Annotated in this window: 12 protein-coding genes and 3 tRNA genes; 4 read left to right on the forward strand and 11 right to left on the reverse strand. The window is 71.4% G+C overall.

Annotation, left to right across the window (positions count from 1 at the left end):
• Positions 1-5: 5 nt before the first annotated feature.
• Positions 6-431 (reverse strand): MaoC/PaaZ C-terminal domain-containing protein, encoded by a 426-nt coding sequence (locus ACVKXF_RS02145; protein ID WP_123292107.1) that lies wholly within the window; start codon positions 429-431, stop codon positions 6-8.
• Positions 428-877: an FAS1-like dehydratase domain-containing protein gene (locus ACVKXF_RS02150; protein ID WP_111084265.1), complete on the reverse strand. Its 450-nt coding sequence runs from the start codon at positions 875-877 to the stop codon at positions 428-430. Before ACVKXF_RS02150 ends, ACVKXF_RS02145 begins: the two co-directional genes overlap by 4 nt.
• 129 nt (positions 878-1,006) lie before the next feature.
• Between ACVKXF_RS02150 and ACVKXF_RS02155 the strand changes: the two genes are divergently transcribed.
• Entirely contained in the window at positions 1,007-1,405 is a 399-nt protein-coding gene (locus ACVKXF_RS02155) for a hypothetical protein (RefSeq protein WP_123313838.1), read from the forward strand.
• Positions 1,406-1,475: 70 nt separating this feature from the next.
• On the opposite strand, the gene ACVKXF_RS02160 is transcribed toward ACVKXF_RS02155, so the two are convergent.
• The 5 genes from ACVKXF_RS02160 to ACVKXF_RS02180 all read right to left on the reverse strand — a co-directional run bounded on the left by ACVKXF_RS02160 (position 1,476) and on the right by ACVKXF_RS02180 (position 4,077).
• A tRNA-Met gene (locus tag ACVKXF_RS02160) sits at positions 1,476-1,549 on the reverse strand.
• Between the two features lie 32 nt (positions 1,550-1,581).
• Positions 1,582-1,653: transfer RNA gene (locus ACVKXF_RS02165), tRNA-Thr, on the reverse strand.
• A 93-nt stretch (positions 1,654-1,746) separates the two neighbouring features.
• Positions 1,747-2,964, reverse strand: a complete 1,218-nt coding sequence (locus ACVKXF_RS02170) for a peptidoglycan DD-metalloendopeptidase family protein (RefSeq protein WP_456794686.1) — start codon at positions 2,962-2,964, stop codon at positions 1,747-1,749.
• Between the two features lie 149 nt (positions 2,965-3,113).
• Entirely contained in the window at positions 3,114-3,935 is an 822-nt protein-coding gene (locus ACVKXF_RS02175; RefSeq protein WP_456794687.1) for an inositol monophosphatase family protein, read from the reverse strand.
• A gap of 57 nt (positions 3,936-3,992) precedes the next feature.
• Positions 3,993-4,077: transfer RNA gene (locus ACVKXF_RS02180), tRNA-Tyr, on the reverse strand.
• Positions 4,078-4,214: 137 nt separating this feature from the next.
• On the opposite strand from ACVKXF_RS02180, the gene ACVKXF_RS02185 reads away from it, so the two are divergent.
• Positions 4,215-4,703: a YajQ family cyclic di-GMP-binding protein gene (locus ACVKXF_RS02185; protein WP_123313841.1), complete on the forward strand. Its 489-nt coding sequence runs from the start codon at positions 4,215-4,217 to the stop codon at positions 4,701-4,703.
• A gap of 42 nt (positions 4,704-4,745) precedes the next feature.
• The gene (cls, locus tag ACVKXF_RS02190; protein ID WP_123313842.1) at positions 4,746-6,206 is read left to right on the forward strand and encodes a cardiolipin synthase; all 1,461 of its coding nucleotides are present in this window, start codon (positions 4,746-4,748) and stop codon (positions 6,204-6,206) included.
• 520 nt (positions 6,207-6,726) lie between these two features.
• Here the strand turns inward: cls and ACVKXF_RS02195 are convergent.
• From ACVKXF_RS02195 to ACVKXF_RS02210, 4 genes are all read right to left on the reverse strand, one after another.
• Entirely contained in the window at positions 6,727-7,902 is a 1,176-nt protein-coding gene (locus tag ACVKXF_RS02195) for a heparan-alpha-glucosaminide N-acetyltransferase domain-containing protein (RefSeq protein WP_456794688.1), read from the reverse strand.
• A 5-nt stretch (positions 7,903-7,907) separates the two neighbouring features.
• Entirely contained in the window at positions 7,908-9,281 is a 1,374-nt protein-coding gene (locus ACVKXF_RS02200) for an FAD-dependent oxidoreductase (RefSeq protein WP_456794689.1), read from the reverse strand.
• Between the two features lie 86 nt (positions 9,282-9,367).
• Positions 9,368-10,444: a polyprenyl synthetase family protein gene (locus ACVKXF_RS02205; RefSeq protein ID WP_123313845.1), complete on the reverse strand. Its 1,077-nt coding sequence runs from the start codon at positions 10,442-10,444 to the stop codon at positions 9,368-9,370.
• A 32-nt stretch (positions 10,445-10,476) separates the two neighbouring features.
• Positions 10,477-11,268, reverse strand: a complete 792-nt coding sequence (locus ACVKXF_RS02210; RefSeq protein ID WP_123313846.1) for a demethylmenaquinone methyltransferase — start codon at positions 11,266-11,268, stop codon at positions 10,477-10,479.
• A gap of 108 nt (positions 11,269-11,376) precedes the next feature.
• Between ACVKXF_RS02210 and ACVKXF_RS02215 the strand changes: the two genes are divergently transcribed.
• Positions 11,377-12,636, forward strand: a complete 1,260-nt coding sequence (locus ACVKXF_RS02215) for an isochorismate synthase (protein WP_123313847.1) — start codon at positions 11,377-11,379, stop codon at positions 12,634-12,636.
• Positions 12,637-12,669: the final 33 nt, after the last annotated feature.

Below are 12,669 nucleotides of genomic sequence, written 5' to 3' on the forward strand. Positions count from 1 at the left end.
CACGGTCAGCGGAACGCCACCGTGACCTGCGCCTTGCCGAGCACGGTCTGCCCGCCGGCGGTCACGGTGAGGTCGATGCGCTTCGGTCGGCCGTCGTCGTCGACGGTCCCGACCTTCGCGACGATGCCGATGGTCGCGCCCTGCTCGGGGTCGACGACGACGGGGCGGGTGAAGCGGACGCCGTAGCCCGCGACCCATCCGCTGTCGCCGAGCCACTCGGACACCGGCTGCACCGCGAGGCCCATCGTGAGCATGCCGTGCGCGAGCACGCCGGGCAGCCCGACCGATGCGGCGACGTCGTCGCGGTAGTGGATCGGGTTGAAGTCACCGGAGGCGCCGGCGTAGCGGACGAGCGAGTCGCGGGTGACGTGCACCTCGCGCTCGGCGACCACCGTGCCGACCTCGATCGCGGTGGCGGGTGCGGCGGTCATGCGTCGTCTCCTCGGACCACGAGGGTCGACGTCGCCGTGACGACGTGCTCCCCCGCGGCGTCGTTCATGGTGCTCTGGGCCGTGACCATCGCGTTGCCGCCGAGCGTCTTCACGCTCGTGACGGTCAGGGTCGCGGTGAGTTCGTCGCCGGCCACGATGGGCCGGTCGTAGGTGAAGGACTGCTCGCCGTGCACGACGCGGGAGAAGTCGATGCCGGCGTCCGGCTCGGCCAGGAGCTGCGCGAGCGTGGCTTCCTGCACGACGACCGCGAAGGTCGGCGGGGCGACGACGTCGGCGTACCCGGCGGCACGGGCCGCATCGGGTTCGTGGTGGACGGGGTTGGTCGCGAACACCGCGCGCGAGAACTCGCGCACCTTCTCGCGACCGACCAGGTAGGGCTGGGCCGGCGGGAACGTCCTGCCGACGAGCTCGGGGTTCACTGACACGTCGGCAGTCTACCGACGCCCGTCCTGGGGCCTGTCGATGCTGAGGATGCATCGGCTAGGCTTGCCGCGTCGGTTCGGGGGAACCGGCGGTCCGGTGTCGACACCGGATCAGGGGACGGGGGAGCACCGATGGACAGCAGGACCGAGTTCGCCGTGCACACGGGCGACCGCTGCACCGCGATGGAGGTCGCCGCCGCGGCGCTCCGCACCACGGGACACCACGTCGAGTCGACCGGTGGGACCCTCACCGCGACGACCGGCAACCGGCTGCTGACGATCTTGCTCGGCGCGCTCGTGCACCCGTCCCGCGAGTTCCGGCGCTACGAGCTGTCGACGACCGTCACGGGGGCGTCCACCACCATCACGCTCCGGCACAGCGGACACGGGACGGCTGTCTCCGGCGGCAGCATCGGCGCGAGCCGGCGACGAGCGGCTTGGCACGAGGTGAGCGCGTCGGTCGAGCGTGCGCTGCGGTCCGCCGGCGTGTTGCAGGCGCGGACCGGCACCGGGTCGCACTCCGCGCTGTAGTCCCGGTCACGGGGCGGACGGGAGGCCCGGGAACGACGAAAGCCCGGCGAACAGATCGCCGGGCTTGCTGTAGCGAGGGCGGGACTTGAACCCGCGACCCCACGATTATGAGTCGTGTGCTCTAACCAACTGAGCTACCCCGCCAGAGATCCGGAGCGACACGCGCACCGGGTCGGAGCCCCGAGTCAGGATTGAACTGACGACCCCCTCCTTACCATGGAGGTGCTCTACCACTGAGCTATCGGGGCGATGTGCCGCGAACGGCACCACACGAGGATAGCAGACCTCCGACGCTGCTCCGGAACCGGGCGAGACGCCCGGGCGTGCCGCGCCGGCGACCGCTAGTTCGCGTTGGTCTGGAGCCACGCCAGCGGGTCCACGGGGACGCCGTCGACGTGCACTTCGAGGTGCAGGTGCGGGCCCGTGGAGTTGCCCGTGCTGCCCACGAGGCCGAGCTCGTCACCGACCTCGATCTGCTGGCCGGTGACCACCTTGAAGGAGTTGTCCTCCATGTGGCCGTACACGCTGACGAACTGCTTGCCGTCGACGTCGTGCTCGACCCAGACGTCGTTGCCGAAACCGCCGTCGTTCGCCTGCACCTTGATGACGGTGCCGGCGGCGATGACACGGATCGGGGTGCCCTCGCCGGGGGCGAAGTCGACGCCCATGTGGTTCGTCGAGCAGAACGAGCAGCCGGCGACCTGGCGACCGCCGAAGCCCGACGTGATCGGGACCCCGGTGAGGAACGGCCACTGGATCGTGCCGGTCGGGTCGTTCGTGAAGCTCGAGGCGTCGACGTTCTTGTACTGCGTGGCGTCGGAAACCGTGTACTGGTCGCGGGTCGTCGAACCGTCGGCTGCTGCGCTGACGCTCATCGACTGGGTCGCACCGTTCGCCGTCGACCGGACCGCGGTGGAGCCGGTCTCCGGCACGTAGAGCGCCTGGGCGGGCAACGACGTCGAGACGACGAGCCCGGCGACGAAGAGGAGCGCACCGACGGCCGTCACGCGCGACGCCGCACGGCGGAACGAGGCGCCCTGCTTGCGAGCGGTGGGGGCCGGCGCTGTGGTGCGGCTCGTGGCGATGTGCCGGGTGGCCCGGTCGACCTGCACGGCGGACGCCGCACGGCCGGTGCGCCGACGGGAGGCCGGGACCTGGCCGATGACCCGACGGGGCTGCGGTGCAGCGGAGGACGGAGCGGCAGCGGGCACGGTGCGCGGTGCGGTGGCGTGGACGTCCGGCGACGTGGGGGCAGGCGGCGTCGTGATGCGCGATGCCGGTCGGACCGCCGACTCCGGCAGCGCGGGCGACGCCGGCGCGAGGTCGATCGGGGACACCGGAGCAGCGGCGGACGACGGCGTGGTCAGCCCGACGACCTCGTCGAACGACGGGCGCGCGGCGCTGTCGGGTGCGACGTCCTGCGTGTGGTCCTGCGTGACGGGAGCACCCTTCGCAGCCGCTCGCTCCGCCTCGATCCGTGCTCGTCGGGTCAGGTGGACGACCGGGGTAGCGGCGTCGACGGGACCGGTGGGGACGGACGTCAGTGGAGAGTGGGGCATGCGTGCGGTGGCGATCCTGATCGGGGAAGGAGGGTGCTCGTTGGTAACGAGCAGATAACGGGACCTGAGCACGGTAGCAAACGTCGTCGCACGTCGCCAGTCGTGGTCATGTCCACCGGGGACCCCCAGACCGAGGGACCGTCCGGGGCTCAGGCGTCGAGTGCCCCGGCTTCCAGTCCGCGCAGCAGGGCCTCGAGGTCGTCGGCCACCGCGGGGCTCGCGAACAGGAAGGAACGGGTGCCACCCGCTTCCCAGATGCGGACCGACGCCCCGGCCTCGTGCGCGACGACGGAGCCGCCGGCCATGTCCCACGGGTTGATCCCGCGCTCGTAGTAGGCGTCGACGATCCCGGCACCGACCGCGCAGCAGTCGAGCGAAGCCGCTCCCCCGCGTCGGACGTCCCGTACCTCGCCGATGAGCCCGGCGAGCACGGCCACCTGCTCACGCCGTCGGTCTGCCGTGTACCCGAAGCCCGTCGCCACGAGCGTCTCGGCGAGCGAGGCGGGAGCGCTGACGGACAGGGGGACGCCGTCACGGGTGGCACCCTGTCCGGCCGCGGCGCGGAACACGACCCCGGTGGCCGGGGCGACCACGACACCCGCGACGGGCTCCCACGTCGTCGGGTCGGCGGAGCCGCGCACGACCCCGATGCTCACGCCGTACTCGGCGCTGCCGTACAGGTAGTTGACGGTGCCGTCGATCGGGTCGACGACCCACGTGATGCCCGACTCCCCCGACGCCGAGCCCGACTCCTCACCGTGGAACGCGTCGTCCGGCCGGGCCTCGGCGATCCGGGTGCGGATGAGCGCCTCGACCTCGCGATCCGCCGCGGTGACCACGTCGACGATGCTCGACTTGCGGTCGGCGACCTCGACCCCCTCGGCACGTCGTCGTGCGGCGAGCGCGGCCGCCTCGCGTGCGATCGTCTCGGCGAGGTCGGCGAACTGGGACGGTGTGCGGTCGGATGCCATGCACCGATCCTGCCAGTGACGACGAAAGCCCCGTCCGGATCGGACGGGGCTTTCAGGTGGTGGCAAGTGAGGGATTCGAACCCCCGAAGGCTACGCCGGCTGATTTACAGTCAGATCCCTTTGGCCGCTTGGGTAACTTGCCATGCGCACCCAGCCGGTGTGATCACCAACCGAAGGCGCGCACAAAAGCATAGCGGATCCGGAACGGTGGTCGTGACCACCGTGAGCCGATCCGCGCGACCGGAACCGGGCCTCCTGTCCGCCGTTAGGCTGTCCGGCATGGCAGACAGTTCCTTCGACGTGGTCAGCAAGGTCGACAAGATGGAGGCGGAGAACGCCCTCAACCAGGCGGCCAAGGAGATCGAGCAGCGGTACGACTTCAAGGGCGCGGACGCGTCGGTCGCCTTCAGCGGGGACGACGTCCTCATCAAGGCGAACTCGGAAGAGCGCGCCAAGGCCGTCCTCGACGTCCTGCAGAGCAAGGCGATCAAGCGCAACATCAGCCTGAAGAGCCTCGACGCCGGCGACCCGTACCCCTCGGGCAAGGAGTACCGCATCGAGGTGAAGTTCAAGAACGGCATCGAGCAGGACGTCGCCAAGAAGATCGGCGCGTTCCTGCGGGCGAACGCCCCCAAGACCGTGAAGAGCCAGATCCAGGGCGACGAACTGCGGGTCTCCTCGAAGAGCCGTGACGACCTGCAGAACACGATCCAGCTCCTCAAGGGTGAAGAGTTCGACGTCCCGCTGCAGTACATCAACTTCCGCTGACGCGCGGCGTCGAACGACACCCGAACCCGACACCGGCACCCCGTGGAGCACTGGCTCACCGTCGCGATCACCGTCCTGGCCGTCCTGCTGGACCTGGCGATCCGCGCCTTCTCGATCATCTACGTCCCGATCAACCGGAAGCCGCAGACCGCGACGGCCTGGTTGCTGGCGATCTTCCTCATCCCCTACATCGGCTTCATCGTCTTCCTGGTCATCGGGTCGACGAAGCTGCCGCGTGCCCGGCGTGAGAAGCAGACCGAGATCAACGCGTACATCCTCGAGCAGACCGAGGGCATCGAACGCGTGCGCCGTGACCACCCGTGGCCGCTCTGGCTCGAGAGCATCACCACGCTGAACCGCGAACTCGGCGCCATGCCGCTGGTCGGCGGCAACTCGGCCGAGCTCTACCCCGACTCGGAGGAGTCGATCGCCGAGATGACCCGCGCGATCGACCAGTCGCGTCGGTTCGTGCACGTCGAGTTCTACATCGCGACGCTCGACGACACGACCCGGCCGTTCTTCGACGCGCTCGCCCGCGCGCAGGCCCGCGGCGTCACCGTCCGCTTCCTGCTCGACCACTGGGCGAGCCGCGGGTACCCCGGCTACAAGGACACGCTGGCGTTCATGGACCGCGCCGGCATCGAGTGGCACCTCATGCTCCCGCTGCTGCCGCTGCAGGGGAAGTTCCAGCGCCCCGACCTGCGCAACCACCGGAAGATCATGGTCATCGACGGCTCGGTCGCGTTCACCGGGTCGCAGAACCTGATCGACGCGTCGTACGACATCAAGTCCCACATCGAGAAGGGCATGGTCTACAAGGACCTGTTCGCCCGGTTCGAGGGACCGGTCGTCGCGGGGTTGAACGCCCTGTTCGTCACCGACTGGTACAGCGAGACCGACGAGCTGCTGCTGCGCGAGAGCGACCCCGTGCAACGAGCCGACCGCGGTGACGCCCTCGACTGCCAGGTGGTGCCGTCCGGGCCGGGGTTCGACGGTGAGAACAACCTGCGCCTGTTCAACGCGCTGCTCTACTCGGCGCAGAAGAAGGTGTCGATCACCTCGCCGTACTTCGTCCCGGACGACTCGATGCTGTACGCCATCACGACGACCGCCCAGCGCGGCGTCGAGGTCGAGCTCTTCGTCGGCGAGATGGGCGACCACGCGATGACGTGGCACGCGCAACGCTCGTACTACGAGGGCCTGCTCCGCGCCGGCGTCAAGATCTGGCTGTACCGGGCACCGGTGATCCTGCACGCCAAGCACTTCACCATCGACGACGAGGTGTCGGTGATCGGGTCGAGCAACATGGACATGCGCTCGTTCAGCCTGAACCTCGAGGTCTCCGTGATGGTGCGCGGCCACCGCTTCGTCGATGCGTTGCGCGCCGTGCAGGACGCCTACAAGGAGCACAGCTTCGAGCTCACGCTCGACGAGTGGGTCGACCGTCCGCGCCGGTCCAAGGTGCTCGACAACGTCGCGCGGCTCACGGCAGCACTGCAGTAGCGGACGCTGGCGCGCTGGCGCGCGGTGCGTCGTCCTCCACTCGGTGCGACCTTGGCCGCACGGTGCGGTCGGGAGGCGCGGCTCGCCACCGCCACGCACGGTGCGGACGGGAGGCGCGGCTCGCCACCGCCACGCACGGTGCGTCGTCCTCCACTCGGTGCGACCTTGGCCGCACGGTGCGTCGCGACAGCGAGGCACCCAGCGAGCAAGCCCGCGGCGAGTGGACAACCCTGCACCGTGCAGCAGCGCTCCGGCCAGGTCAGGGTGCCGTGCGCCAGGCACCGTGCAATCAACCACGCACGGTGCGGACGGGAGGCGCGGCTCGCCACCGCCACGCACGGTGCGGACGGGAGGCGCGACTCGCCACCACCACGCACGGTGCGTCGTCCTCCACCCGGTGCGACCTTGGCCGCACGGTGCGTCGCGACAGCGAGGCACCCAGCGAGCAAGCCCGCGGCGAGTGGACAACCCTGCACCGTGCAGCAGCACTCCGCTGCCGGGTCTCCCCCGGCAGGTGCGCTCAGCGCATCGGGACGAGGGATGCCAGGGCCGCGACGGCCCGCTCGAGCGGGCCACGGCCGAGGAACCGGCGCCAGACCATCGCGAACACGACCGAGCCGAGGGCGAACCAGCCCCACGCCTCGGCCGACTCGGGGTAGGTCGGCAGCATCGCGATCACCACGAGGTGTCCCGAGTAGACCGTGAGCGGCATCGACCCCACGGCGGCGAGCGGGAACGCGATCCGCCCGGCGACCCGGCCTCGCCCGTCGAACACCAGGATGCAGAGCGCGATGGCCGCCACCGCCACCCCCGCGGTGCCGACGACGTCGACCGTCGTCGACGAGTGGTCACGCGGTGACAGGAAGAGCTGGGCGAGGGCCTGGCCCGGAGTGGCGTCGTCGGCGGCGTACGGAACGCCCGGGAACGCGAACGCAGCCCCTGGCGGGAGCGGCGCGACGACGGTGCCGACGATGTACGCGGTGGCGGCGACCAGCACGCCGGACGCGAGGAGCACGACCTGCGTGCCCCGCGCCTCTCCCCACCGGCACGGCCCGGACGCCGCTGGCGCGTCGTCCGGGAACCGGCGGCGTGGGCCCAGACCGGCCCTGGCGACCGCGAGACCGACCAGGACGTACGCCAGGAAGGTGACCACGGGGTAGACCAGGCCGAGCTGCACGCCGACCATGCCCGCGTCCGCGTAGGCCGGCGCGATCGCGACTGCGGCGATCGGCGACAGGACGGCGCAGGCACCCGCGAGGGCGAGGAGCCACGCCGGGCGGACCCGGAGCACCGGGATCACCAGCAGGAAGAGCACCCCGTACGTCGGCAGGATGACGTAGACGGGGGTGTCCAACGCGATGAGCACGAACCCGACGGCGACGACGGCCACGGCGCGGATCGCCAGGCGTGCTCGGACCCGGCCGATCGTCGGTGGTCCAGGCGGGCTCGTCCGACCGCTCGTCAGCCCGATCGACACCCCGGCGAGGACGGCGAACAGCGTGGACGGGCGCCCGTGCGCCACGGCCGACCACGTCGAGGGGTCGGACCAGTCGAGCTGGTCCGCGATGCCGCCGATGTGCGCGGCCATCATGCCGAGCAGCGCGAGCGCCCGTGCGACGTCGACGCCCTGCAGCCGTGCGCCGGAAACGGACGCGCCCCGCACCGCCGTGGGCGGGACGGGGCGCGTGTCGGTCATCGCCGTCAGTTCGTGGGCGCGTCGACGCGACCGAGCGACACGTCGATCATCTCGTCACGGGGCACGACCTTGATGCGCTCACGCCCCTCGGCAGCACCGAGCGCGAGCTCGTGGGTGTCCAGGTTGTGCCAGCCGTCGAGGTCGGTGTACTGGACACCCCGCTCGCGGAGCAGCGCCGGGATCGCACCCTCGGACGGGTCCTCCGGCGTCCACCAGCTCGCCTGGTCGTTCACGATGTGCTGCACGGTCTCCATCGCGTCGGCCTTCGTGTGGCCGATCAGGCCGACCGGGCCGCGCTTGATCCAGCCGGTGGCGTAGACGCCCGGGATCTGCTGGTTGTCGTCGTCGAGGACCTGGCCCTCGTGGTTCGGGATGACGCCGTGGCGCTCGTCGAACGGCAGGCCGGGCAGCGGGGAACCGAAGTAGCCCACGGCACGGTACGCCGCCTGGACCGGGATCTCGCGGATCTCGCCCGTGCCCTCGACGCCGCCCTCGCCGTTCGGCCGGGTGCGCTCGTACCGGATCGCGGTGAGGTTGCCGTGCTCGTCGCCGACGAACTCCGTCGGCTTCGCGTAGAAGTGCAGGTGCAGCCGCCGACTCGCCTGGCCGGTCTCGCGCGTGCGCCACTGCTCGAGCACCCGGTTGATGACCATGACCTGCTTGTTCGTGGCGATCGCGGTCTTCGAGGCCTCGTCGTGGTCGAAGTCCTCGTCGTAGACGATCATGTCGACGTCGCGGACCTCGCCGAGTTCGCGGAGCTCGAGCGGTGTGAACTTCACCTGGGCGGGACCACGGCGGCCGAAGACGTGGACGTCCGTGACGGGTGACGCCTTCAGACCCTCGTACACGTTCGCCGGGATCTCGGTCGGCAGCAGGTCGTCGGCGTGCTTCGCCAGGATGCGGGAGACGTCGAGGGCCACGTTGCCGACCCCGATCACCGCGACGCTCTCGGCGGTCAGCGGCCAGGTGCGCGGGACGTCGGGGTGGCCGTCGAACCAGCTGACGAACTCGGCGGCGCCGTAGGAGCCCTCGAGGTCGACACCGGGGACGTCGAGGTCGGCGTCCTTGATCGCGCCCGTCGAGAAGACGACGGCGTTGTAGTGCTTCTTCAGGTCGTCGAGGGTGATGTCCTCGCCGAAGCGGACGTTGCCGAACAGCCGGACGACACCACGGTCGAGCACGTCGCGCAGCGCGTTGACGATGCCCTTGATGCGCGGGTGGTCGGGGGCGACGCCGTAGCGGACCAACCCGTACGGCGCGGGGAGCTGCTCGAACAGGTCGATCGACACGTCGTGTCCGTGGGCCTCGCGCAGCAGGATGTCCGCGGCGTAGATGCCGGCGGGTCCGGCGCCGACGATGGCGATTCGGAGGGTGGGCACTGATCGTCTCCAGTTCGTTCGGGTGGGGTGCTCCCGGTGGTGCGTCCCGCGCGGCGGCCGTGGGGCCGTCCGGTCGCGGGCGGTGTTCAGCGGCTGCGGTCGACGACGGAGTCCGCGAAGCGGGTGAGTGCCCGCTTCACGGTGCCGTCGGGCAGCGGGGCGAGGGCGTCCACGGCTTCGCGGGCCCAGCGGACCGCGACCGTGCGCGTCGACGCCGTCGCCTCGTGTTCACGCAGGGCGGCGACGGCCGACTGGTACGGCACGGAGCCGACCGCGTCGTCCGGGGCGCCGTTCACGTCGCGCTCGATGCGCTGGACGAGGTCCTGCGCCGCCGGGTCGGTCGCCGCGTGCCGCCGCAGGTGCAGCATCGGCAGCGTGTCGACGCCGGCGCGGAGGTCGTTGCCGGCGATCTTGCCGGTCTTGTCCGTCGCGGGTGCCAGGTCGATGACGTCGTCGACGAGCTGGAAGGCGACGCCCACCTTCTCGCCGAAGGTCCCGACGGCGTCGAGGTACGTCCGGTCAGCGCCCGAGAACATGACGCCGGCGCGGGCTGCGGTCGCGATGAGCGAACCGGTCTTGTCGCTGAGGACCTGGATGTAGTGCTCGACCGGGTCGTCGTCGGGCTGCGGGCCGGTGGTCTCGTGCAGCTGCCCCATGCAGAGCCGCTGGAAGGTCTCGGCCTGCATCCGGATGCCCTCGGTGCCGAGGTCGGCGGTGATGAGGCTGGCACGGGCGAAGAGCAGGTCGCCGGTCAGGATCGCCACGTTGTTGCCGTAGGTGATCTGCGCCGCGGGGACCCCACGGCGGACGGGCGCTTCGTCCATGACGTCGTCGTGGTAGAGCGACGCCAGGTGGGTCGTCTCGATGCTCACGGCCGCCTTGACCACGGCGTCGGTCACCCCGTCGCCGAGCTGCGCGATGAGCAGCGTGAGCGTCGGACGGATCCGCTTGCCGCCCGCGGAGAGCAGGTAGCGGCTCGTGGTGTCGGCCAGGGTGTCCGTGGAACGCATGGCGTCCTCGAGCCCCTGCTCGACGAGCTCGAGCCCGTCGTCGACGGCGGTGATGAAGCGGCGGTCGGCGGGCGTGGCGAACAGCCGCTCGCCGATGCCCAGCGAGGCGCGGAGGCTCGGCGCGCGACGTGCGACCGGGACGCTCGGATTCAAGTGCTGCTCCGTCTTCGGGGGATGGTGACCGGTCAGTCGTCGGCCGGGTCGACGCGCGGCTGCTCGCCGGTCGCCTGGTGGTCGCGGCGTGCCTTCGCACGACGGGCCGCGGACTCGCGCACCGTGTCGGCGACGGGCTTGCGGCCACGGTGCAGTGCGACGATACCGGCCGTGAGGTTGCGGTAGGCGACCACGGAGAACCCGACGCCGCGCAGCCACTGGGTCAGGACCTGCTGGTCCGGCCACGCGTCGATCGACTCGGCGAGGTAGCGGTAGGCGGCGGGGTTGCTGCTGGAGAGCTTCGCGATGCCCGGGAGCACGCGCTTCAGGTACGTGCCGTAGCCCAGGCGCAGCAGCGCACGGGGCGGGGTCGAGAACTCGCAGATGACGACGCGGCCGCCGGGCTTCAGCACCCGCAGCATCTCGGCGAGCGCCTGCTTCGGGTCGTTCACGTTGCGGAGCCCGAACGAGATCGTGACCGCGTCGAACGTGTCGTCGTCGAAGGGCAGGTGCTCGGCGTCGCCCTCGACGAAGGTGATCTCGGGGTGTCGCTCACGGCCGACGGCGATCATGCCGGCGGAGAGGTCGAGCGCGCTGACCTCCGCACCCTTCTTCGCGAACGCCGCGGCACTCGTGCCGGTGCCGGCGGCGATGTCGAGGACCTTCTCGCCGGGCTGGGGGTCGACCGCCCGCACCGTGGCGACACGCCACAGCGGTGCGTTGCCCGCCGACAGGATGTCGTTCGTGAGGTCGTACTTGGCCGCGACGTCGTCGAACATCGCCGCCACCTCGTCCGGCCGCTTGTTCAGGTCCGCTCTGCTCACCCGACCAATCCTAGAGGTCTCGACCGTACGTTCACCGGACTCGCAGCGACGGCTCGTGCGACCGGCGGACGACCGGGCGTCCGACCGACCGCGCGTAGCATCGGAGCCGTGACCCGAACCACCACGGCGGCGCCCCCGCTGACGGTCTCCACCCGGATCCTCGACGACCCGGGCACCGTCCTCCGCCACACCCTCCGCGACCGTCCCCTGGCCTTCGTCCGGAACGGCGACGGCATCGTCGGCATCGGGGAAGCGCTGCGGTTCACGTTCACCGGGCCCGACCGGATGCGCGACGCGGCCGCCGTGTGGCGTTCCGTCGTGGAAGCCGCCACCGTCGACGACCCGGTGCAGCTGCGCGGGTCGGGTCTGGTGGCGTTCGGCTCCTTCGCCTTCGCCGACGACTCCGCCGACGAGAGCGTGTTGATCGTGCCGCGCGTGGTCATCGGTCGTCGGCGCGGGAAGGCCTGGCTCACGGCGATCGACACGACCGTCGGCGCCGAGCCGCTCGCCTTCACACGGACCTCGGTGCCGGTCCCCCACGTCGGACCGCACGTCTCCGTCACGCTGCGCCCGGGCCGGATCGACGAGGCCGCCTACGCCGCGAACGTCGCCGAGGCCGTGCGGCGCATCGTCGCCGGGGGCGCGCAGAAGGTCGTCCTCGCCCGCGACCTCGTCGGCACGCTGCCGCCGGGAGCCGATCGACGCGCCGTGCTGCTCGACCTCGCCGCCGCCTACCCGCAGTGCGTCACGTTCGCGGTCGACGGCCTGGTGGGTGCGACCCCGGAGACGCTCGCCCGCACGGACGGCACGCGGCTGACGGCACGGGTGCTGGCCGGCAGCGCCGCACGCGGGACCGACGAGGTGTCCGACCGTGCGGCCGCCGAGGCCCTCGCAGCCAGCGCGAAGGACGTCGAGGAGCACGCGTTCGCGATCGACAGCCTGCTCGCCTCGCTCCGCCCGCTCGTCACCGAGCTGCGTGCCGACCCCGAGCCGTTCCGACTGCAGCTGCCGAACCTGTGGCACCTGGCGACCGACGTGCAGGCGACGCTGCCGCCGGACACCACCTCGCTCGACGTCGCCGACGCCCTGCACCCGACCGCCGCGGTCGCGGGGACTCCCACCGACGTGGCCGTCCGGCTCGTCGCCGAGCTCGAGGGCGTCGACCGCGGACGCTACGCCGGTCCGGTGGGCTGGATGGGCGCCACGGGCGACGGCGAGTGGATGCTCGCGCTGCGGAGCGCCCGGATCGACGACGACGGCACCGTCCGGGCCTGGGCCGGCGCCGGTGTCGTGGCGGGGTCGGAGCCGGCGCGCGAGGTCGCCGAGACCGCCCTGAAGTTCCGACCGGTCACCGACGCGCTGGCCTGAGCGGCGCGGCACCACGCGGCCCCGCGGTCGCGC

It is taken from the genome of Curtobacterium sp. PvP017 (genome assembly GCF_054060195.1).

Coding starts and splice junctions, on each gene's coding strand:
- ACVKXF_RS02145 (WP_123292107.1), bottom strand. CDS start 431: ATGACCGCCGCACCCGCCACCGCGATCGAGGTCGGCACGGTGGTCGCC.
- ACVKXF_RS02155 (WP_123313838.1), top strand. CDS start 1,007: ATGGACAGCAGGACCGAGTTCGCCGTGCACACGGGCGACCGCTGCACC.
- ACVKXF_RS02170 (WP_456794686.1), bottom strand. CDS start 2,964: ATGCCCCACTCTCCACTGACGTCCGTCCCCACCGGTCCCGTCGACGCC.
- ACVKXF_RS02175 (WP_456794687.1), bottom strand. CDS start 3,935: ATGGCATCCGACCGCACACCGTCCCAGTTCGCCGACCTCGCCGAGACG.
- ACVKXF_RS02185 (WP_123313841.1), top strand. CDS start 4,215: ATGGCAGACAGTTCCTTCGACGTGGTCAGCAAGGTCGACAAGATGGAG.
- ACVKXF_RS02195 (WP_456794688.1), bottom strand. CDS start 7,902: ATGACCGACACGCGCCCCGTCCCGCCCACGGCGGTGCGGGGCGCGTCC.